Annotated in this window: 22 protein-coding genes; 8 read left to right on the top strand and 14 right to left on the bottom strand. The window is 73.0% G+C overall.

Features of this window, described 5'->3' with window-relative positions:
• Positions 1 to 49 precede the first annotated feature (49 nt).
• The 4 genes from KKZ08_RS31925 to KKZ08_RS31910 all read left to right on the top strand — a co-directional run bounded on the left by KKZ08_RS31925 (position 50) and on the right by KKZ08_RS31910 (position 4,611).
• Positions 50 to 631 (top strand): TetR/AcrR family transcriptional regulator, encoded by a 582-nt coding sequence (locus tag KKZ08_RS31925; protein WP_223777733.1) that lies wholly within the window; start codon positions 50 to 52, stop codon positions 629 to 631.
• A 277-nt stretch (positions 632 to 908) separates the two neighbouring features.
• Positions 909 to 2,585 (top strand): ABC-F family ATP-binding cassette domain-containing protein, encoded by a 1,677-nt coding sequence (locus KKZ08_RS31920; protein ID WP_223777732.1) that lies wholly within the window; start codon positions 909 to 911, stop codon positions 2,583 to 2,585.
• Between the two features lie 617 nt (positions 2,586 to 3,202).
• On the top strand, positions 3,203 to 3,697 hold the full coding sequence (locus tag KKZ08_RS31915; protein ID WP_223777731.1) for a DUF2243 domain-containing protein: 495 nt from the start codon (positions 3,203 to 3,205) through the stop codon (positions 3,695 to 3,697).
• Entirely contained in the window at positions 3,694 to 4,611 is a 918-nt protein-coding gene (locus KKZ08_RS31910) for a cytochrome c oxidase assembly protein (RefSeq protein WP_223777730.1), read from the top strand. The genes KKZ08_RS31915 and KKZ08_RS31910 overlap by 4 nt, the downstream gene beginning before the upstream one ends.
• On the opposite strand, the gene KKZ08_RS31905 is transcribed toward KKZ08_RS31910, so the two are convergent.
• The 3 genes from KKZ08_RS31905 to KKZ08_RS31895 all read right to left on the bottom strand — a co-directional run bounded on the left by KKZ08_RS31905 (position 4,595) and on the right by KKZ08_RS31895 (position 6,603).
• A complete protein-coding gene (locus KKZ08_RS31905) occupies positions 4,595 to 5,104 on the bottom strand; it encodes a hypothetical protein (protein ID WP_223777729.1) in 510 nt (169 codons plus the stop codon). The two genes, KKZ08_RS31910 and KKZ08_RS31905, sit on opposite strands and share 17 nt — an antisense overlap.
• Positions 5,105 to 5,258: 154 nt before the next feature.
• Complete coding sequence (locus KKZ08_RS31900; RefSeq protein WP_223777728.1) at positions 5,259 to 5,804, bottom strand: AAA family ATPase; 546 nt, start codon at positions 5,802 to 5,804, stop codon at positions 5,259 to 5,261.
• Between the two features lie 4 nt (positions 5,805 to 5,808).
• A complete protein-coding gene (locus KKZ08_RS31895; RefSeq protein ID WP_223777727.1) occupies positions 5,809 to 6,603 on the bottom strand; it encodes a winged helix-turn-helix domain-containing protein in 795 nt (264 codons plus the stop codon).
• A gap of 66 nt (positions 6,604 to 6,669) precedes the next feature.
• Between KKZ08_RS31895 and KKZ08_RS31890 the strand changes: the two genes are divergently transcribed.
• Entirely contained in the window at positions 6,670 to 7,413 is a 744-nt protein-coding gene (locus KKZ08_RS31890) for a flavin reductase family protein (RefSeq protein WP_223777726.1), read from the top strand.
• A 90-nt stretch (positions 7,414 to 7,503) separates the two neighbouring features.
• A complete protein-coding gene (locus tag KKZ08_RS31885) occupies positions 7,504 to 8,457 on the top strand; it encodes an ornithine cyclodeaminase family protein (protein WP_223777725.1) in 954 nt (317 codons plus the stop codon).
• Between the two features lie 18 nt (positions 8,458 to 8,475).
• On the opposite strand, the gene KKZ08_RS31880 is transcribed toward KKZ08_RS31885, so the two are convergent.
• The 6 genes from KKZ08_RS31880 to KKZ08_RS31855 form a co-directional block, all read right to left on the bottom strand.
• Entirely contained in the window at positions 8,476 to 9,075 is a 600-nt protein-coding gene (locus KKZ08_RS31880; RefSeq protein ID WP_223777724.1) for a sugar kinase, read from the bottom strand.
• Positions 9,076 to 10,233 (bottom strand): ROK family glucokinase, encoded by a 1,158-nt coding sequence (locus KKZ08_RS31875; RefSeq protein ID WP_223777723.1) that lies wholly within the window; start codon positions 10,231 to 10,233, stop codon positions 9,076 to 9,078. It abuts the gene before it with no gap.
• 193 nt (positions 10,234 to 10,426) lie between these two features.
• Positions 10,427 to 11,254, bottom strand: coding sequence for an ATP-binding cassette domain-containing protein (locus tag KKZ08_RS31870; RefSeq protein WP_223777722.1), 828 nt, complete (start codon positions 11,252 to 11,254; stop codon positions 10,427 to 10,429).
• Positions 11,251 to 12,312 carry an ABC transporter permease gene (locus tag KKZ08_RS31865; RefSeq protein WP_223777721.1) on the bottom strand — a complete coding sequence of 354 codons (1,062 nt, stop codon included), beginning with the start codon at positions 12,310 to 12,312 and terminating at the stop codon, positions 11,251 to 11,253. The genes KKZ08_RS31870 and KKZ08_RS31865 overlap by 4 nt, the downstream gene beginning before the upstream one ends.
• Positions 12,309 to 13,328, bottom strand: a complete 1,020-nt coding sequence (locus tag KKZ08_RS31860) for a sugar ABC transporter substrate-binding protein (RefSeq protein ID WP_223777720.1) — start codon at positions 13,326 to 13,328, stop codon at positions 12,309 to 12,311. The genes KKZ08_RS31865 and KKZ08_RS31860 overlap by 4 nt, the downstream gene beginning before the upstream one ends.
• 175 nt (positions 13,329 to 13,503) lie before the next feature.
• The gene (locus KKZ08_RS31855; RefSeq protein ID WP_223779269.1) at positions 13,504 to 14,241 is read right to left on the bottom strand and encodes a GntR family transcriptional regulator; all 738 of its coding nucleotides are present in this window, start codon (positions 14,239 to 14,241) and stop codon (positions 13,504 to 13,506) included.
• Between the two features lie 172 nt (positions 14,242 to 14,413).
• Between KKZ08_RS31855 and KKZ08_RS31850 the strand changes: the two genes are divergently transcribed.
• Positions 14,414 to 15,418: a Gfo/Idh/MocA family oxidoreductase gene (locus KKZ08_RS31850; RefSeq protein WP_223777719.1), complete on the top strand. Its 1,005-nt coding sequence runs from the start codon at positions 14,414 to 14,416 to the stop codon at positions 15,416 to 15,418.
• A gap of 15 nt (positions 15,419 to 15,433) precedes the next feature.
• Here the strand turns inward: KKZ08_RS31850 and KKZ08_RS31845 are convergent, their stop codons facing one another.
• The 3 genes from KKZ08_RS31845 to KKZ08_RS31835 form a co-directional block, all read right to left on the bottom strand.
• On the bottom strand, positions 15,434 to 15,871 hold the full coding sequence (locus tag KKZ08_RS31845) for a PaaI family thioesterase (RefSeq protein ID WP_223777718.1): 438 nt from the start codon (positions 15,869 to 15,871) through the stop codon (positions 15,434 to 15,436).
• Between the two features lie 70 nt (positions 15,872 to 15,941).
• Entirely contained in the window at positions 15,942 to 16,613 is a 672-nt protein-coding gene (locus tag KKZ08_RS31840; RefSeq protein WP_223777717.1) for a response regulator transcription factor, read from the bottom strand.
• On the bottom strand, positions 16,610 to 17,845 hold the full coding sequence (locus KKZ08_RS31835) for a histidine kinase (RefSeq protein ID WP_223777716.1): 1,236 nt from the start codon (positions 17,843 to 17,845) through the stop codon (positions 16,610 to 16,612). The genes KKZ08_RS31840 and KKZ08_RS31835 overlap by 4 nt, the downstream gene beginning before the upstream one ends.
• Before the next feature lie 169 nt (positions 17,846 to 18,014).
• On the opposite strand from KKZ08_RS31835, the gene KKZ08_RS31830 reads away from it, so the two are divergent.
• Complete coding sequence (locus tag KKZ08_RS31830; protein WP_223777715.1) at positions 18,015 to 18,221, top strand: hypothetical protein; 207 nt, start codon at positions 18,015 to 18,017, stop codon at positions 18,219 to 18,221.
• 22 nt (positions 18,222 to 18,243) lie between these two features.
• Here KKZ08_RS31830 and KKZ08_RS31825 read toward each other — a convergent pair whose 3' ends face one another.
• Positions 18,244 to 18,663 carry a ribonuclease gene (locus KKZ08_RS31825; RefSeq protein WP_223777714.1) on the bottom strand — a complete coding sequence of 140 codons (420 nt, stop codon included), beginning with the start codon at positions 18,661 to 18,663 and terminating at the stop codon, positions 18,244 to 18,246.
• Between the two features lie 86 nt (positions 18,664 to 18,749).
• A complete protein-coding gene (locus tag KKZ08_RS31820; RefSeq protein ID WP_223777713.1) occupies positions 18,750 to 19,658 on the bottom strand; it encodes a DMT family transporter in 909 nt (302 codons plus the stop codon).
• Between the last annotated feature and the right edge of the window lie 113 nt (positions 19,659 to 19,771).

The raw sequence follows: 19,771 nt of genomic DNA, 5'->3' as shown, positions 1-19,771 counted from the left end.
GGTTAGTGTTTTGAAACGGTTATTACTTCACATTTGTTAGCATCAGCGGATGACCGTGCCGCCCGGACGTCGTGAGCGCAAGAAGGCCGCGACCCGCCAGAAGATCGCTGACACCGCCCTGCGGCTCTTCCTGGAGCGTGGATACGAGGCGGTGGGCATCCGCGATGTCGCCGCCGAGGCCGACGTGGCCGTCACCACGGTCTTCTCCCACTTCGCCTCGAAAGAGGCCCTGGTGTTCGAGCAGGACGAGGACTTCGAGCACCGTCTGGCGCGGGCGGTCACCGGCCGGGCGGCGCGCGAGCCGCTCATCCCCGTACTGCGCCACGAGATGCGGGACATGGTGCGGCACTGCACGGCGGACAGCGCCGCGCCGATCTGGCGCATGATCGACACCTCGCCGGCCCTGCGGCAGTACGAGGAGTCGATGCGGCTGCGCCACGCGGAGTCGCTGGCGGCGGCCATCGCCGCCGACCTCGGCCTGCCGCCGGACACCACGGCGTGCCGGACGATCGCGAGGTTCGTGATCGACGCCCATGCGCTGGCCCGCGAGGCGGCCGATCCGCAGGCCGCGGTGGACGAGGTCTTCCGGATGATCGAGGCGGCCTGGGAGGTCGCGGGCCTCGCTTCATGAGCGGCGACGCAGAGCCGACCGAAGCCGCAGAGCGGACCTCCGACCAGCCTGCCGACCGCCCGACCAGACCTGCCGCCTGGACGCCCGACCAGACCCGCCGACCTGACCCGCCGCTGTTACCCTGACACTTATGGCACGAGGTATCTGGTCGCAGAAGGTCCGCTCCGCCCGCTGACGGCGGCGCCTTCACTCTGCTGAATCCGCGCTCGCCGTCCCGGTTCCCGCCGGGCGGCCTTTTTTGCGTTGCCCGGCTCCACTGCGAGCTGCGGAGCATCCCTTGAACCCCACCTCGGCCCCCGAGGCCATGTCCCTGCCCGTCGAAGCGGGCAGCGGCGCGCATCTGCGTACCGACGGCGTCACCGTCACCCGCGGATCCAGGCGCGTCCTGAACGACGTATCCGTCACCGTCTCCGCCCGGTCCCGGATCGCCGTCGTCGGCGAGAACGGCCGCGGCAAGACGACGCTGCTGCACGTCCTCGCCGGCCTGCTCACGCCCGACGAGGGCACCGTGCACCGCACCGGCACGATCGGCCTGGCCCGGCAGGAGCTCTCCGCGCGGGACGGCGAGACCGTCGGCACCCTGACGTCCGAGGCGCTGGCCGCCTCGCTCGCGGCGCTCGGCGCGCTGGACGAGGCGACCCGCGCCCTGGCCGATGGCGACCCCGCCGCCGACGACCGCTACGCCGCCGCGCTCGACGCCGCCACCCGGCTCGAAGCGTGGGACGCCGAACGCCGCGTCGACGTCGCCCTCGAAGCCCTCGGCGCCTGTACCGACCGCGACCGCCCCCTGTCGACGCTGTCGGTCGGGCAGCGCTACCGGGTCCGCCTCGCGTGCCTGCTCGGCGCGCGGCACGACGTCCTGCTGCTGGACGAGCCGACCAACCACCTCGACGCCGGCGGGCTCGCCTTCCTGACCCGCAGGCTGCGCGAGCACGACGGGGGCCTCGCCGTCGTCAGCCACGACCGGGCGCTGCTGCGCGACGTCGCGGACCGCTTCCTCGACCTCGACCCGACCCGCGACGGGAGAGCACGGCTGTACGCCGGTGGGTACGACGCCTGGCAGGACGCCCGGCGGCGGGAGCGCGAGCGCTGGGAGCAGGACCACGAGGAGCAGCAGGCCGAGCACCGGCGGCTGCAGGACGCGGTGTCGAAGGCCCGCGACCGGCTCTCCACCGGCTGGCGGCCCGACAAGGGCACCGGCAAGCACCAGCGCCAGTCCCGTGCGCCGGGTGTCGTGCAGGCCCTGCACCGGCAGCAGCACGCGCTGGACGCCCACCGCGTCGACGTGCCCGCGCCGCCGCCGGCACTGCGGTGGCCGGACCCAGAAGTCCGGCGGGGCGCACCGCAGTTGCGGGCGCACGGCGTAGCCGTCGAAGGGCGGCTTGCCGGTCCCGTCGACCTCACCATCGACGGCGGCGACCGGCTGCTCGTCACGGGACCGAACGGAGCCGGGAAGTCCACGCTGCTCGCGGTTCTCGCGGGCGCCCTCGAACCGACGGACGGATACGTCCGGCAGGCGCAGGGGGCACGGGTCGTCCGGATCTCCCAGGAGACCGCCGAGCAGGAACCGGGACTCACCGCCCGCGAGGCACACGCCCGTCACGTGGGACGCCTGGTGGCCCGCGGGGTGCTGCGCGACGCCGACGCCGTGCCGCTCGGATCGCTCGGGCTGCTGGACTCCGACGCGATGCGCACCCCGGTCGGACGGATGTCGCAGGGGCAGCGGCGGCGTCTGGACCTGGCGCTGGCACTGGCCGGGCGGCCCGGCCTGATCCTGCTCGACGAGCCGACCAACCATCTGTCGTCCACGCTGGTCGACGAGTTGACGGAGGCGATCCGCGCCACGAGCGCCGCCGTCGTCGTCGCGACGCACGACCGGCAGCTGCTGCGGGACCTCGCCGACTGGCCGCGGGTGCGGTTGGAGGCGGGCGGGGCGGGGTTGTGCACGGTCTGAGCGGGTCGGTGCCGGCCAGGGCGGTGCCCGCAGGGTGGCCAGAGGAACGGCAGTTCGCCACCCGTCTCACCGGCCACCCCCCCGGCGGAACCACCCGGCCTCGCCCCTCCGCCCTGAGGGGAGCGCGGGTCACGGCGTGTTCCGCTCCAGGGGACAACGCGTTATCCTCGTCCCGGAGTTGGGATGAAGCTCCGTGACCGCACCGGCATCCCTTCCCACCTGCCGTTCTCCCGGCCCGGCGCCGTCCGGATGTCCAGCGGCCAGCTGGAGCCGTACCGCCGACGACACGGCTCCAGCCCGCCCTCCGGTGGAGGAAGACCTCCCGCTTCCTCCCCTTGGAGGGCACCGCGTGAGGAGCTGACGAGGGGGAGCCTCGCTCCTTACGCGCCCGGCGGCCGTCGTCACCCGGAAGAGGCGGCGGCCGCCCCGACGGGCCGTCACGGCGGCCCCACTCCAGGCTATTGCGCCCACGTCCGCCCGTCTGCCCCGCACGCCGACAATCATGGCCGTGGCGCCTCACCCGGATGCGGCACCGGACGGGCTCGTGAGGACCCACGCGGGTACACGTAGCGCACCCGAACCGCCCGTGTTCTCAGCCCGTCAGGAGATCCACCGCGATGACCAGCAGCCGACCGGTCCCGCCCGGCCCCAGCGGTGTCCGCCCACGACCGGAGCGGTCGCTGGCGGTGTCCGCGCTGATCGGGGTGGCGGTGATGGCCGCCCTGGACGAGATCGTCTTCCACCAGATCCTCCACTGGCACCACTTCTACGACCGCTCCACCCCGGGCATCGGCCTGCTGTCCGACGGACTGCTGCACACCGGCGAGCTGTTCGCCCTGGTCGCCGGGTTCTTCCTCTTCGCCGATCTCCGCAGGCGCCGCGCCCTGTCCGTCGCGCACGCCTGGGCCGGGTTCCTCCTCGGCCTGGGCGTCTTCCAGCTGTTCGACGGGATCGTCGACCACAAGCTGCTGCGCCTGCACCAGGTCCGCTACGGCGTCGACGTCACCCCCTACGACTGGGCGTGGAACGTCACCGGTCTCGTCCTGCTCCTCGTCGGCGCCGCCCTGACCGTGCGCGCCCGCCGCCGCGAACGGGACCGGTCGGCGGCGTGATCCCGGCCCACGCCCACCCCGGCCACGGCGGTGCCGGGCTCTTCGGGACCGAAGCCTTCGGGGCCGTCGTCGCCGTGGCCGCGCTGACGCTCGTACTCGCCTATCTGACGGCCGCCACCCGCCTGCGCCGACGCGGCGACGCCTGGCCCCGGCACCGGGACGCCTCCTTCGCCGCGGGCGGCGCCGCCCTCGCCCACGCCTTCGTCGGCACGCTGCCCGGCGGGCCGTTCACCGCCCACATGGTGCAGCATCTCGTCGTCGCCATGGCCGCCCCGCTGCTGATGGTCCTGGCCCGCCCCCTCACGCTCGTCCTGCGCGCCCTGCCGCCCGGCCAGGCCCGCCGCGCCCTGCCGGCCGTCGCGCATTCCCGGCCCGCCGCCTGGCTGCTGTTCCCACCCCTGGCCGCGCTCCTGGACATCGGCGGGCTGTGGCTGCTCCACCGCACACCGCTGCTGGCCGCCGCCCACCACCGGCCGCTGCTCGGCGCCGCCGTGCACGTCCATGTCCTGGCGGCCGGGCTGCTGTTCACCTTCGCCGTCTGCCGGCTCGATCCGGTCCGCCACGGGTGGGGCCTCGCCTGGCGCGGCACCACCCTGCTCGCGGCCGGCTGGGGCCACGCCGTCCTCGCCAGGACCCTCTACGCCGCTCCCCCGCCGGGCACCGGCTTCACCGCCGACGACGTCCACACCGCCGCCCGGCTGATGTACTACGGCGGCGACCTCGTCGAGATCGCCCTCGCCACCGTGCTCGCCGCCCAGTGGTACGCCGCCACCGGCCGCGCGCTGCGCCGCCGCGGGCCGGGGGCGCCGGAGGCCGCCGGACAGCACGCTGCCGGGACCCCGGCGGGGCCCCGGCAGACGAACCGGAGACTGGCTCACGCCCGTGGCGGGCGTGCGGTCAGTCGTCGAGCATGATGCGGTACCGCGCGATGTGGTGCCGCATGGTGATCTCGGCCTGGCCCTCGGCCTCGCGGTACTTGCCCGTGCCGCCGGTGACCTTCGAGTAGCCGCCGTGCGGCAGCGGGCCGAAGTGGTCGATGGTGTCGCTCAGGCTGATGCCGCCCTTGTCGGTCCGCAGCACCCGGTGGCACAGGGACACGTAGCCCTTGCGCGTCACGTCGACCACGCTGCAGTGCGCCGAGGCGTCGCCGATCTTCTTGCCGGGGTGGCCCTTGCGGTTGGTGTACAGGTGCGAGTGGATGGTCCAGTCGGCGCCGACACGCGCGTGCTCCGGCCTGCTGTCCGACTGCTTGACCGCCAGCCAGTCGAGCACCTTCACGTCGTCCTTGGCCTCGGGCTTGGGGGCCGCCCCGGCGGTGCCGGCCAGGGCGGTGCCCGCCAGCATCGCGGAAGCGGCGGTGAGCACACCGGCACGGAACAGCCGGGTACGGGAACGGGTGCGCGGCAAGGGGAACCTCCAAGAGTGGGGGGAGTGGAACGAGCCCACCTCAACTCCGGCGGAGCGCCACGGGTAGTGACATGGCCGCAAGGATCACCCGCCTGGTCGCGCGGTGTCACCCGTCGGCAGGCGCGACCGGGTTCGGTCGGCGTTCCCTGCGCGCTCAGCGCCCTTCGCCGACTCCGACCCGGGCCAGCACCCGGTCGGCCAGCTCCCGCGGGGTCAGCTCGCCGTCCAGGAACACCGTGCCGCCGGGCAGGGTGGCGGCCCCCGCCAGGCACGCTTCGATCCTGCCCTTGGCCCAGCGCCGGACGGCCGCCTCGCGCTCGGGGTCGTCGGGGAAGAAGACCCGTCCGCCGATCCGCTTCTCCAGGACCTCTCGGGGGACCTGGAGGAAGAAGTGGTGGACGTCGATGCCCGCGTCCTCCAGTACGCCGAAGATCTCACCGACGTAGCCGGGGTCGACCAGGGTCATGGGGACCAGGACCGGACGGCGGTATTCCTCGACCAGCCCCACCGCCAGCTCGGCGACCTGCCGCCGCCACAACCGCAAATCCTGGAAGTCACCGGTCGGCACCTCCACGATCTCCCGCAGCACGAAACCGGTCATCTCCGGGTCGTAGACCAGTGCTTGCGGCCAGCGCGGCCTCAACTCCTCGACCAGCGTGCTCTTTCCGCCGCCGAACGCACCGTTCACCCAGACGATCAACGCGCTACTCCCCCTGTGCCGCGGCATGGTGACGACTCTCAGGCGATACGGACGCGGGCCGCGCGCCTGGCGGTTGCAGGGTGAGGCCGAGCCGCTCGCGCAGTGCGGAGCGCCCGGTGTCGGTGAGCGTGATGACGCGGGTCGTGCCCTTGCGGGTGAGCCAGCGATGGTCGAGGGCGTGCCGGAAGAGGGCGGCGCCTACCGCTCCCGCGAGGTGCGGGCGGCGTTCCGTCCAGTCGAGGCAGGTGCGGACGTGGGCGCGGCGTGAGCCGTGCGCGGGGTGGTCGTCGACGCCGAGCTCGCGCAGCCAGGCCCGGCCGGCCTCGGTGAGCGAGGGCCCGAAGTCCCAGGCCAGCAGGGCGCGTTGGGTCATGGCCTCGGTGATGGCGACGGCGACCGTGCCCGCGAGGTGGTCGTAGCAGGTCCGCGCGTGTGCCAGGGCGCGGCGCCGGTGGGCGTCGGCCAGTGAGCGGACGGGGGTGGCGCGCAGCGGGGCGTGGGAGGCCAGGCTCTCGATCATCTCCGCGGTGTCGGGCCCGGCGAGGCGCAGATACCGGTGCCGTCCCCGCCGCTCCTGCGTCAGCAGTCCGCCCGCGACCAGTCGGTGGAGGTGGCCGGTGGCCGTGGAGGGGGCGACCCCGGCGAGCCGGGCCAGTTCGGTGGCGGTCCAGGCGCGTCCGTCGAGCATGGCCAGGCACATCGCGGCCCGGGTGCGGTCGGCGAGCAGGCCGGCCAGGGAAGCGAGATCGGGCCCGATGACGCTGTCCGCTGCCGGACCGGAGGACGGGAGCTGGCTCATGGGGACCAGTCTGACCGGTCGATACTTCGGCGCCGACCGAAGTCCGGGCGCCCTAGCGTCTGGCCCATGACCGCAACCACGACCGCAACCGCAATCACCACCACGACCGCACCCACGGCCACGGCCACGACCACGACCGCGAAGGACGCCGGGCCCACAGCAGGCTCCACACCCACCGCGGGAACGGCCGGCACCGACCACGTGACCATCACCCCCAGCATCTTGTACTTCGGCACGCCCGTCGCCCTGCTGACCACCCTGAACCCGGACGGCACGGCGAACCTCGCCCCCATCTCCTCGGCCTGGGCGCTCGGCCACACGGTCGTCCTCGGCCTGGGGGCCGAGAGCCGTACCGCCGCCAATCTCGCCGAGCGCCGGGAGGTGGTCGTCAATCTGCCCCCGTCCGACCTGTGGGCGGCGGTGGAACGCCTCGCCCCGCTCACGGGCGCGGACCCCGTGCCGCCCGCCAAGCGGGAGTTCTACCGTCACGAGGCGGACAAGTTCGCCGCCGCCGGGCTCCGCCCGCAGGGTTCGGAGGCCGTCGGGCCGCCCCGTGTCGCCGAGTGCCCGCTCCAGTTGGAGGCCACGGTGCGGACCATCACGCCGGCCGGGCCCGACGGCGGCTTCCGGATCGTCGAGTGCGACGTCGTACGGGTCCACGCCGCCGCCTCGGTGGTGGTCCCCGGCACCCAGCACGTCGACCCGGCCGCCTGGAGCCCGCTGATCTACAGCTTCCGGCACTACTTCGGCCTCGCACGCCCGGAACTCGGCCACGGCTTCCGCTCGCAGACCGCGGGTACGGGGTCCTGAACGCGGGGCCGGACGTGCCGCGGCGCTCTCGCCCGGGCAGGCTGGCCGAGCGGGACGCATCCCGCACACCGCCCGCACGTGAGGAACCGCATGAGTGACCGGACGCCAGCCTCCGCCCCGCCCCGCCTCGATGCCGCGGCCATGTCCCGGCTCGTCCCGATGTCCGCCGCGATCGACGCGCTGGAGGCGGTCCTCCTGTCGGGCCTCGACCCCGAGGCGGAACCGGCGCGCTGTGTCGTGGACGTACCCGGGGGCCAGCTGCTCCTGATGCCGTCGGCGACGGCGTCGTACACGGGCGTGAAGATCACCACCGTGACGCCGGGCAACGCGGAGCGCGGCCTCCCCCGCGTTCAGGGGCTGTACGTCCTCCTGGACGGCATGACGCACACTCCCCTGGCGCTCCTCGACGGCATCGCGCTGACCTCGCTGCGCACCCCCGCGGTGTCCGGCGTGGCGATCCGGCATCTGGCGGTCCCGGAGGCGCGGCGCCTGCTGGTCTTCGGCACGGGGCCGCAGGCGTGGGGACATGTGGAGGCGGTGCGCGCGGTGCGGCCGGGACTGCGCCACGTCGACGTCGTCGCCCGGAACGCCCAGCGGGTGGCCGCCTTCGTCGACCGCTGCCGCGCCGAGGGCCTCTCGGCGGCCGCGGCGGCCCCCGACGACGTGGCCCGAGCGGACGTGGTCTGCTGCTGCACCACGGCACGGACCCCGCTCTTCGACGGCACCCTGCTCCCCGACCACGCGACGGTCGCCGCGGTCGGCTCCCACGAACCGGACGCGCGAGAGGTCGACGCCGCGCTCGTGGGCCGCGCCACGGTGGTGGCGGAGTCCCGCGAGGTGGCGGCACGCGAATGCGGCGACCTCCTGCTCGCAGCCGCCGAGGGCACCTTCACCATGCCCCGCCTCCACACCCTGACCGCCCTCGTCCGAGGCGAGACGAAGCCTGCGGAGGACCGTCCGCGGTTGTTCAAGTCGGCGGGGATGGCGTGGGAGGACCTGGGGGTGGCGGCGGCCGTGTATGAGGGGTGGGCGGCCGCCGGGTGAGGAAGGCCGTGCCGGTCGTCAGGGCGTCGTCGTCGACACCACGTACACCATCGGGTGCTGGGCGTTCGCGCGGTCCACGACCACGTCCAGCGTCGGTACCGGGTCCTTCTGTTCGTGGGTCAGGCCCGACCAGGGGCCGGGGCCCGTGAACTCCCAGCCGACCACCTTCTGGTCGCGCTTGCTGATGGTGATGTTCTTCGGCTCCAGCTTGTCGCTGCTCGTGCCGATCTGCGTGAGGAACTTGTCCAGGCCCTTGTTGCTCGTCAGGAACTGGACGTAGAGGCGGCTGGTGCGCCAGTTGTTCGTCTCGTAGTAGGCGACTTCCGCCGAGTACGGCGGGATCGGCACGTCGTACAGGCGGCGCTGCACCCTGGAGGGCCAGCCTTCGGTGAGGCCGGTCGCGGAGTACTTGTCCTCCTTGTCCCGGCCGCTGTTGCGGCTCTGGTTCGCGGAGATCACCAGGTATCCGGCGGGGATGCCGATGAGGAGCACGATGATCGTCGCCGTCAGCCAGCGGCGGCGGATCATGTGTCGACGGTCCTCGGTCCTGCCGCCGTCGCGGCCCGGCTCGGGCGCGCCGGGGAGGTCCGGGGGCGTGGGCTGGCGGGGGACGGTCATCTACGGGGTTCCCTGGGAAGTGCGGTCGTCGGTGCGGCGGGCCTCGGCGAAGCGCTCGTAGCGTTCGTGGCGCTCGACGCGGCGGCGGTTGGCGCGGCGGAAGCGGCGGGCCACCAGGCGGGCCAGGTCGGCGGCGCCCACCATGCCCGCCTCGGGGCCGAGCTGGGCGCGGGCGATGCGGGCCTCGGGGCGGTAGCCGCGGCCGGTGAGGTGGCGGCGGAAGGCGTCGCGGGCCGGGCCGATCAGGAGGTCGTCGGCCGCGCTGACGCCGCCGCCGATGACGAAGCAGGACGGGTCGAGGGCCGCCGCGAGGTTCGCGATGCCGACGCCCAGCCACTGGCCGATGTCCTGGAGCAGCTCGACGCACATCGCGTCGCCCTCGCGGGCCAGCTCGGTGATGAGGGGGCCCGTGATGTCGGGGACGTTGCCCTTGACGCGGTCGATGATGCCGTACGCCACCGGGGAGTCGGCGGCGGCCAGCTCGCGGGCCTCGCGGACCAGCGCGTTGCCGGAGCTGTACTGCTCCCAGCAGCCGCGGTTGCCGCAGGGGCAGCGGTGGCCGCCGGGGACGACCTGCATGTGCCCGAACTCGCCGGCGACGCCGAACTTGCCGCGCTTGACCTGGCCGTCCTCCAGGATGGCGCCGCCGATGCCGGTGCCGAGCGTGATCATGACGAGGTGGTCCTCGCCGCGGCCCGCGCCGAAGCGCCACTCGGCCCAGGCGGCGGTGTTGGCGTCGTTGTCCACCATGACGGGGACCGCGAGGCGGCCGGAGATGCGGTCGCGGAGCGGTTCGTTGCGCCAGGACAGGTGCGGGGCGAACAGGACGCGGTTGCGGTCCGCGTCGACCCAGCCGGCCGCGCCGATGCCGACCGCGTGCACGTCGTGCCGGTCGGAGAGGTCCAGGACCAGCTCGACGATGGTGTCCTCGACGACGCGGGGGCTCTTGGACTTGTCCGGGGTCTCCGTGCGGAGCGTCTCCAGGATGTTGCCGTCGGGGTCGACGACGCCCGCCATCACCTTGGTGCCGCCGATGTCGATGCCGACGGTGTTGACGCGGGGGGCCGTCAGGAGGGATCGGCGTTCGCGCGTGCCTACGGTCCGCAGGACGGTGGCTCGTGCGGAGCCGCGGTGCGCGAGGTCGCGGTAGGTGCTCATTGCGGCGATTCTGCCTCACCCCCGCGGGGGCGCGCACAACGGGCTACGGGGTGTGCGCCCAGTAAGGGGCGCGCCCGGAGGGGCGCGGGGAACTGCGCGGCCAGCCACGGAAAGGCCGCAGTCGCGTCTGCGCGGGCCTCGGCAGACGCGACTGCGGCCTTTCTCGGGCTGAGCGCGCACTTCCCCGCGCCCCTTACGGGGCCTCGCGGCCCTCCAGCTCGTGACGGAGGTCATCCAGTTCGCTGCCGCCCGCCATCTCGCGGGTCAGATCATCGAGACTGATCTCGTCGCGGGCGTACGAGCCCGACATCACACCCCGCTTCAGGAGCACGAAGCGGTTGCCGACCAGATAGGCGTGGTGGGGGTTGTGCGTGATCAGGACCACTCCGAGGCCCTGGTCCCGCGCCGCGGCCACGTACTTCAGGACGACGCCCGACTGCTTGACGCCGAGCGCCGCCGTCGGCTCGTCCAGGACCAGGACCTTCGCGCCGAAGTAGACGGCCCGCGCGATCGCCACGCACTGGCGCTCGCCGCCCGAGAGGGTGCCGATGGGCTGGTCCACGTCGCGCAGGTCGATGCCCATGCGCAGCAGCTCCGCGCGGGTCGTCTCCCGCATGAAGTCGACGTCCAGGCGCTTGAAGGGGCCGACGCCCTTCGTCGGCTCGGAGCCGAGGAAGAAGTTCCGCCAGACCGGCATCAGGGGGACCACGGCGAGGTCCTGGTAGACCGTGGCGATGCCGAGGTCGAGGGCCTCGCGCGGCGAGCCGAGCCGCGTGTCCTCGCCCTCGATGCGGAAGGCGCCCGCGTCGTGCCGGTGCAGACCCGCGATGATCTTGATGAGGGTGGACTTGCCGGCGCCGTTGTCGCCGAGCACGCAGGAGATTTCCCCCGCGTGCACTTCCAGGGAGACGCCCTCCAGGGCGCGGATGTTGCCGTAGTACTTACTGACGTCGGCGAGCTCGACGAGCGGCGTGCGCCCGTCCTCGGGGGCCGCGTCCGTCTTCGTGATGTCCGTGGTCACTTCGTCGCCTCCGCCCGCTTGCGGACCCAGTGGTTGAGCAGGGTGGCCAGGAGCAGCATCACGCCGAGGAAGAACTTGAACCAGTCGGAGTCCCACTCGGCGAAGACGATGCCCTTGCTGACCATGCCGAAGATCAGCGCGCCGACGGCCGCGCCGACCGCGGAGCCGTAGCCACCGGTGATGAGGCAGCCGCCGATGACGGCCGCGACGATGTAGATCAGTTCGTTGCCGACGCCCTCGCCGGACTGCACGGTGTCGTAACTGAACAGCAGGTGCTGGCCGGAGATCCAGGCGCCGAAGGCGACGCCCATGTAGAGGCCGATCTTGGTGGCGGCGACCGGGACGCCGACCGCGCGGGCCGCGTCCTCGCCGCCGCCGACCGCGAAGATCCAGTTGCCGACGCGGGTGCGCAGCAGGATCCAGGTGGCGACCACGATCAGGGCGAGCCACCAGACGATGGTGATCTTGAAGTCGACGCCGCCGATGGTGATCGTGGAGGCGAAGACGTCCTTGGCGGAGGTGAAGCCCTCCATGTCGGCGATCGACTTCGTGGAGACCGTGCCGCTGATCAGCTTGGTGAAGCCGAGGTTCATGCCGGTCAGCATCAGGAACGTACCGAGCGTGATGATGAAGCTCGGCGGGTCGGTGCGGGTCAGCATGACGCCGTTGAAGACGCCGACCGCGAGGGTGACGACGAGCGAGACGAGCACGCCGACCCAGACGTTCGCCGTCATCTGGTAGCTGAACATCGAGGAGATCAGCGCGGACGTCGTCACCAGGACGCCTGCCGAGAGGTCGAACTCGCCGCCGATCATCAGCAGCGCCACCGGCACCGCCATGATGCCGAGGGTCGAGGCGGCGTACAGCACCGTGGCGAGGCTGGTGGCCTGGAGGAAGCTGTCCGCGACGATCGAGAAGAAGACGAAGACGGCGACGGCGCCGACGACGGAGCCGAGCTCGGGGCGGCCGAGCAGCCTCTTCAGCGGCGAGGTCTTCAGGAGGCGCTCGTCGCTCTTGGTGTCCGGAGCCGGGGACGGGGCCGGAGCCGGGGCGGTCATCGGGTCCCTCGCTTCGCGTATTCCTCGAGCTCGGCGGCCTGGTCCTTGGTGATGATCTGGGGCCCGGTCAGGACGGGCCGGCCGCCGCCGAGCACATCGGCGTTGTACTTGTACAGCCAGAGCAGGTCGACGGCCTGGTAGCCCTGGAGGTAGGGCTGCTGGTCGACGGCGAAGCCGAGGTCGCCGGACTTCAGGCCGGCGGCGACCTTCTCGTTGAGGTCGAACGTGTCGACCTCGGCCTTGCTGCCCGCGCTGTCCGCGGCCTTCACTGCGGTGTCCGCGAAGGGCGCGCCGAGGGTGACGACGGCGTCGATCGACTTGTCGGTCTGGAGGCGGGCCTCGATGGAGGACTGGACGTCCGGCATGTTGGTGCCGGTCACGTACAGGTTCTGCATCGTGCCGTCGAAAGTCTTCTTGGCGCCCTCGCAGCGCTGCTCATGGCCGACGTTGCCCTGCTCGTGCAGGATGCACAGCGCCTTCTTCTTGCCGCGCTTGTTGAGTTCCTCGCCGACGGCCTCGCCCGCGATCGTCTCGTCCTGGCCGATGTGGGTGAGCGCGCCGAACTTCTTGGACTCCGCCGATCCGGAGTTCACCGTGATCACCGGGATACCGGCCTTCTCCGCGCGGGCCAGGGCGCCCTTCATCGCGTCGGGCTTGGCCAGCGTGACGATGATCCCGTCGACCTTCTTGTCGATGTACGAGTCGACGAGCTGGGCCTGCTGCTGGGCCTCGTCGTCGTGGGCGTACAGGAACTTGATGTTGTCCTTGACCGCGGCCTGCTTGGCGCCGCTGCGCACGATGTCCCAGAAGGTGTCGCCGTCACCGGAGTGCGTGACCATGCCGAAGGTCCAGCGCGGCGTGTCCACCGCGGCCCTGCCGCCCGCCGCTGCCGCCTTGCGGGCGTCCTCCGCGCGCTTGCCGCCGGTGCTGCTGCATCCGGTCAGCCCCGCGGTCACACCGAGCACCGCCACCAACACGGCGCCCACCGCGCGTACCCCTGTCTTCACCCTAGTCACGACGCCGTGCCCTTCTAGCTCTGCTGCTCCGTGCGGCCGGTCCGGATCCCCGGCCCCAGCCGCCCAAGTATCGACCACGCGGATCGCCCGAGCGCGGTTGGGGGAGTTCTAGCGGCGGGCGCGTGGCAGCGTCAATGGCTTTGTCAGAACATTCTGACGACCGCGCGGGACATGCCTACGGCCGTACGAGGAGCTGGAACTCGAAGGAGTAGCGCGACGCCCGGTAGACGTGCGCGCCGAACTCCACCGCGCGTCCCGTGTCGTCGAACGTCGTGCGGCGCATGGTGAGCAGCGGGGCGCCCGGCGGTTCGGCGAGGCGCCCGGCCTCCTCCTCGGTGGCGGCGCGGGCGCCGACGGACTGCCGCGCGCTGTGCAGGGTCAGGCCGGTGGCGCGCATCAGGCGGTAGAGGCCGGTGGCCTCGAGGCGCTCGGTGTCGAGGTCGAGGAGGCCGGTCGGCAGGTGGTTGACGAGGTACGCCATGGGCTCGCCGTGGGCCAGGCGCAGCCGCTCGACGCGGTGCACCTCTTCGCCCTCGGCCACCGCGAGGGCCGCGGCCACCTCGGCGGACGCGGGCTCGACGGTGTTGCGCAGGACGCGGGTCTCGGGTCGCTGGCCCGCCGCCTCCAGGTCGTCGTAGAGGCTGCTGAGCTCAAGGGGGCGCTTGACCTGGCTGTGCACGACCTGCGTGCCGACGCCCCGGCGCCGTACGAGCAGCCCTTTGTCGACGAGGGACTGGATGGCCTGGCGGACGGTGGGCCGGGAGAGGCCGAGCCGTCCCGCCAGGTCGATCTCGTTGCCGAGGAGGCTGCCCGGGGTCAGGGCGCCGCGCTCGATCGCCGCTTCCAGTTGCTGGGCGAGCTGGAAGTAGAGCGGGACCGGGCTGCTGCGGTCGACGCCGAGCCGGAGGGGCACGGTGGGGTCGTCGGCCCGACCGCCCTGAGCTGATCTGGCGACTGGTTTGGACACAGGCCGAGCGTAGTCCCGGGAGATGATGACGGGAAGTTCTGAAGTTCTGTTGTCCGGACAGTTCGATTGTCCTGACAAAGGATTGACAGGGCGGGGCGGCTGTGAGGAGGGTGGTCCCATGCGCATCGGACTGATCGGAACGGGCCGTATCGGCACATTTCACTCGGCGGCCCTGAGCCGTCACCCCGACGTCACGTCGCTCGTCGTCGCCGACGCGGACCCGGTGCGGGCGGCCGGACTCGCCGCGCGGACCGGGGCGGTGCCCGCGCCCTCGGTGGACGACGTCTTCACCATCGGGGTGGACGCCGTGGTGATCACGGCGGCGACCGCGGCCCACGCCGAGCTGATCGGCCGGGCGGCGCGGGCCGGGCTCCCGGTGTTCTGCGAGAAGCCCATCGCGCTCGACCTGCCGGGCACGCTGGCCGCGCTCGCCGAGGTCGAGGCCGCGGGCACGGTGCTCCAGCTCGGCTTCCAGCGGCGCTTCGACGCGGGGTACGCGAAGGCGCGCGAGGCGGTGCGGGCGGGCCGGCTCGGGCGGCTGCACACCGTGCGCGCGATCACCTCGGACCCGGCGCCGCCCCCGGCCGCGTACCTGCCGCTGTCCGGCGGCCTCTACCGCGACTGCCTGGTCCATGACTTCGACGTGCTGCGCTGGGTGACGGGGCGCGAGGTGACGCAGGTGTACGCGACCGGCTCCGACGCGGGCCCCGCGATGTTCCGCGAGGCGGGCGACGTGGACACCGCGGCGGCGGTCCTCACCCTCGACGACGGCACGCTCGCCACGGCGACGGCGACCCGGCTCAACGGCGCGGGCTACGACGTACGCATGGAACTCGCCGGTGAGCTGGACCAGTTGGCGGTCGGCCTGGACGACCGCACGCCCCTGACCTCCGCCGAACCGGCGGGCCCGCCCGCGCCGGACAAGCCGTGGCCCGGCTTCCTGGAGCGCTTCGCCCTCGCGTACGAGGCGGAGCTCGCCGCCTTCGTCGAGGTCGTACGAGGGGAGCGTGCGAACCCCTGCGACGGCCGCGAGGCGCTGCACGCGCTGCGGATCGCGGAGGCGTGCGAACAGTCGCGGCGGGAGCGGCGGCCGGTGGCGATGACGGAGATCGCCACGGGGTGAGGCACCGCCTTGCCGTCAAGCCGTGGAGAGCACGGTCCCCTGGGCGATGGCACACAGGGTCCGCGCGTCCTCGCCGCCCTCTTCGCTCTCGCTGAACAGCTCGCACCGGACCACCGCCTGGCGTCGGCCCGTGTGTACGACGACGGCGTGGGCGACGAGCTTGGCCCCGGTCGCCGGGCGGACGTACTGGATGGAGAACCCGGAGGTCAGCACGGCCGGGCCGAGGGTGGTGCCCGCGGCGAACGTGATGCTGTTGTCGGCGGCGTAGGCGAGGACGCCGCCGTGCAGGAAGCCGTTCTGCTGCCGCAACTCCTCGCGGGCGCCGATCTCCAGGGTGGCGGCGCCCTCGCCGAACCGCGTGATGCGCGCCCGCACGAGCCGGCTGAACGGCTGGGCGTCCAGGACTTTCTGGGCCATGGCGAGGTCGATGGGCTCGGACGGTGTCTCAGTCATGCAGGACTATTACCACCGTCACCGGCCGCCCGGCGAGGGAGCCCCTCCTCAGCCCCCAGCCACCCCGCCCTCAGCCCTCCCCGTCCAGCAACCCCGCGTCATGCGCCAACAGGGCGATCTGCACCCGGTTGTTGAGGTCCAGCTTCGTGAGGATGCGGGAGACATGGGCCTTGACCGTCGCGACACTCAGGAACAGCTGGGCCGCGATGTCCGCGTTCGAGCCGCCCCGGCCCACCGCCACGGCGACCTCGCGCTCGCGCTCGCCGAGCAGGTCTAGCCGCGCCAACGCCCGGCGCCTGCGGTCCAGTTGGGGGTCGTCGCTCCTCACCTGCGAGATCAGCTGCCGGGTGACCGTCGGGGAGAGGACCGGCTCGCCCGCGGCGACCGCGCGGACCGCCGCGACGATCTGCGCGGGCGCCGTGTCCTTCAGGACGAAACCGGCCGCGCCCACCCGCAGGGCCCGCAGCACCTGTTCGTCGGCGTGGAAGGTGGTCAGGACGATGACCTCGGGGGCGCCGGGGCGCTTGCGCAGCGCCTCCGTGGCGGCGAGCCCGTCCATCGTCGGCATGCGGATGTCCATCAGGACGACGTCGGGCCGGACTTCACCGACCAGCGGGGCGACCTCGGTGCCGTCGCCCGCCTCGCCGACGATCTCGATGTCGTCCGCGCCGCCGAGCATGAAGGAGAGCCCGGCGCGCACCAGCGGGTCGTCGTCGACGAGGAGCAGCCTGATCGGTTTCATGGCGCCCACGGTAGCCAGGCCTCCAGGTGGAATCCGCCGCCGGGCAGGGCGTGGTGACCGAGCCTGCCGCCCGCGAGCGAGGCGCGTTCGGCGAGGCCGATGAGGCCCTGCCCGGAGCCGGGGACCTTCGGTACGTCGCCGGGCGGCGCGGGATTGCGCACGGTCATCGTCAGGCCTTCGCCGGGCGCGCCCGTGACGGTGACGGTGACCTCGGCGCCGGGGGCGTGCTTGCGGGCGTTGGTCAGGGCTTCCTGCGCGATGCGGTACGCGGTGCGGCCGAGGGCGGCGGGCACGGCGTCGGGGTCCGTGACGCGGCTGTCGAGGACGACCTTCATGCCCGCCGCGCGGCACTCGGCGACCAGCGCGTCGAGGGCGGCGAGCGTGGGCTGCGGGCGGCCCGGGCCGTCGGTGTCGCCGCCGCGCAGGACGCCGATCACCTGGCGCAGGTCCTGGAGGGCCTCGTGGGCGCTCTCCCGGATGACGCCCGCCGCGCGGACGATCTCCGGGCGGGGCGCGTCGGGGCGGAACTCCAGGGCGCCCGCGTGGACGCTGAGCAGGGTGAGGCGGTGCGCGAGGACGTCGTGCATCTCGCGGGCGATGGCCTCGCGGGCGAGCCGCTGGGCCTGTTCGGCGCGGAGGGATGCCTCGTTCTCGGCGCGCAGAGCCCGGTCGTGCAGGCTGAGCAGCAGCTCGCGGCGGGAGCGTACGAACATGCCCCAGCCGATGACCGTCAGGGAGATCAGCACCCCGAAGGCGAGCGACACCCCGTACGGCATCTCGGGGTCCGGGCGCATCCAGTACGCGAAGGGGATCATCGCGATCGAGGCGGCGCCGACCCAGGCGACGTAGCGGAAGGGCCGGTGCACGGCGAGGGTGAACAGGGCGACGGCCGCCGCGCCGCCTCCCGTGTCGGAGACCAGGGCGACCGGCACCATGGCGACGGCGAGACCGAGCGGCCACCGTCTGCGCAGCCAGACCGCGGCGCAGGCCAGCGCCCCGACGACCTGGTCGAGGTCGGCGAGGTCCTCGGAGACGTGTGGGTTGGCGCTGATGGCGTCGGCGCCGGCCATCCCGAGGAGGACGGCCGCGGCGAAGCAGGAGAAGTCGGCGAACCAGTCGCGTACGGTCCGCCGCCCCCGGCGCCCCGCCCCGCCGGGGTCGAACTCGCGGGCGATGGTGGAGGGCAGCGCCCAGGGCCTCCCGGGGTGCCGCGTGGGGTCAGTACCGCTCATGGCCGACAAATCTACGCAGCGACGGCGGCCGGGGACGGCCGTGCACGGCCCCGGCGCGTGATCGTCGACCAAAGTCGCGGCGGTCCCCGACTTTCGGACCCGGCCGCCGGGCGGATCCTCGCCCCGCGGCCGATGCGCGGGGGCAAGACGCGGGGCGAGGATCTCGGCCATGAAGCGGCTTCTGGAATTTCTCGGTTTTCTCCTGCTGGTCCAAGGCGCCGGCGGCGTGGTCCACGACCTCACCGACGAGCGGTACGGCTGGGGCCTGCTGAGGCGCTTCGGCATTCTGGAGAGTTACGAGCTGTACGCGAGCATCACCATGATCGTGCTGGCGGTCGCGCTGTTCGCCGCCGCGGAGAGCGGGAAGGCGGGCTGACCGCGCGCCGTGTCGCCGGGCCTCAGCAGCCGTAGTCCACCAGGTCGAACGAGGCGTAGTGGTCGGCGGTGTAGTAGTCCTCCTGGCTCTTCTCGCCGGTGACGATGCGGCGGGCGCCGCGGTCGTCGGAGCCCGGCGTGACGACCGTGTACTCGTGGTAGTAGCCGGAGCTCTGCCGCGGCAGTTCACCCTCGCGGTTCTGGAAGACGGTGCCGTCCTGCGGGTACGGGTAGGGGCCGCCCGCCTCGATCAGGTCGAGGGTGTCGTGCGCCTGGGAGGGCAGCGCGGAGTAGCAGATGTCGCCGACCGCGGTCACGGAGTACGACGACGCGGAGGCGACGGGGGTGGCGGGGGCCGCGCTCGCGGACGCGGCGACGGGGCCGCCGAAGAGGAGGGCGGCGGCGAGGGCGGTGACACCGAGCATTCGTGGGGGGATTCGCATGGGACCAGTGTGACGCGCGTAGAGGTTGGCGTGTCAACGTCAAGTGCGCGAAATTCTCCGCGAGTTAACCTTCCCCGGCCGACCGTTCACCGCAGGGCCGCGCGCCCCCAGCTGGTCCCGACGAGGACCAGCGCCCCGCCCAATACCCCGGCCGCGCCCAGCCGTTCACCGCCGAGGGCGATGCCGGCCGCCGCGGCCCACAGCGGTTCCGTGCCGAGCAGCAGGCTGACCCGGGAGGGCGAGGTCCTGCGTACCGCCCACATCTGCACGTAGAAGGCGAAGAGCGTGCAGAAGACGGAGAGGAAGAGCAGCCCCGCCCACTCCCGCGCGCCGAAGCCCACGGCGACGGACCACGGCGACCGCCCCGTACCCATGGCGGCGAGCACGGCGAACACCGCGACGGCGGCGCCGAGTTGGACCGTGGTGAGCGAGAGCGAGTCGGCGTCGCGCACGGCCTTGACGCGGGACATGGCCAGGACGTGGACCGTGCGGGCGAGGGCCGCGAGGAGGATCAGCAGGTCACCGGCCGAGGGCCGGGTGAAGCCGCCGCCCTGGGTCAGCAGGACCACGCCGAGCACGGAGAGCCCGGCCGCCGCGAGGAACGCGCGCGGCGGCCGGGTACGCCGCACGGCGGCCTCCGCGAGCGGCGTGAAGATCATGGTGAGACTGATGATGAGGCCCGCGTTGGTCGCCGAGGTGTGGACGACCCCGTACGTCTCCAAGAGGAAGATGCCGCCGAGGATCAGCCCGAGGATCCCGCCCCCGCGCCACTGGGCGCCGGTCAGCGCGCGCAGCGACCGCCACCCCGTCACCACGAGCGGGGGCAGCACCACGGCGAACCGCAGGACGAGGACGGCGACGACGGTGTGCGTCGTCGTGATGCCCTTGGCGGTGAGGTAGCTGGCGCCCCACACCACGGCGACGAGCAGTACGGGCAGATCGGTGCGCCAGGCGCTGCGCGGGGCGAGCGTGGCGGGGGCGGCGAGCGTCGACACGGGGCGCGGTCTCCAACGGGCGCGGCGGTGTGGAGACTTCGGCGGCTCTCACGCGGAGCACACACCGTATCGGGCGAAGATCGCGAGGTGAAGACGTGCGGCCGGCCGGAGCA

This window comes from Streptomyces sp. 135, assembly GCF_020026305.1.
GTDB lineage: Bacteria > Actinomycetota > Actinomycetes > Streptomycetales > Streptomycetaceae > Streptomyces.
This window is presented reverse-complemented; position numbering and strand designations above follow the sequence as displayed.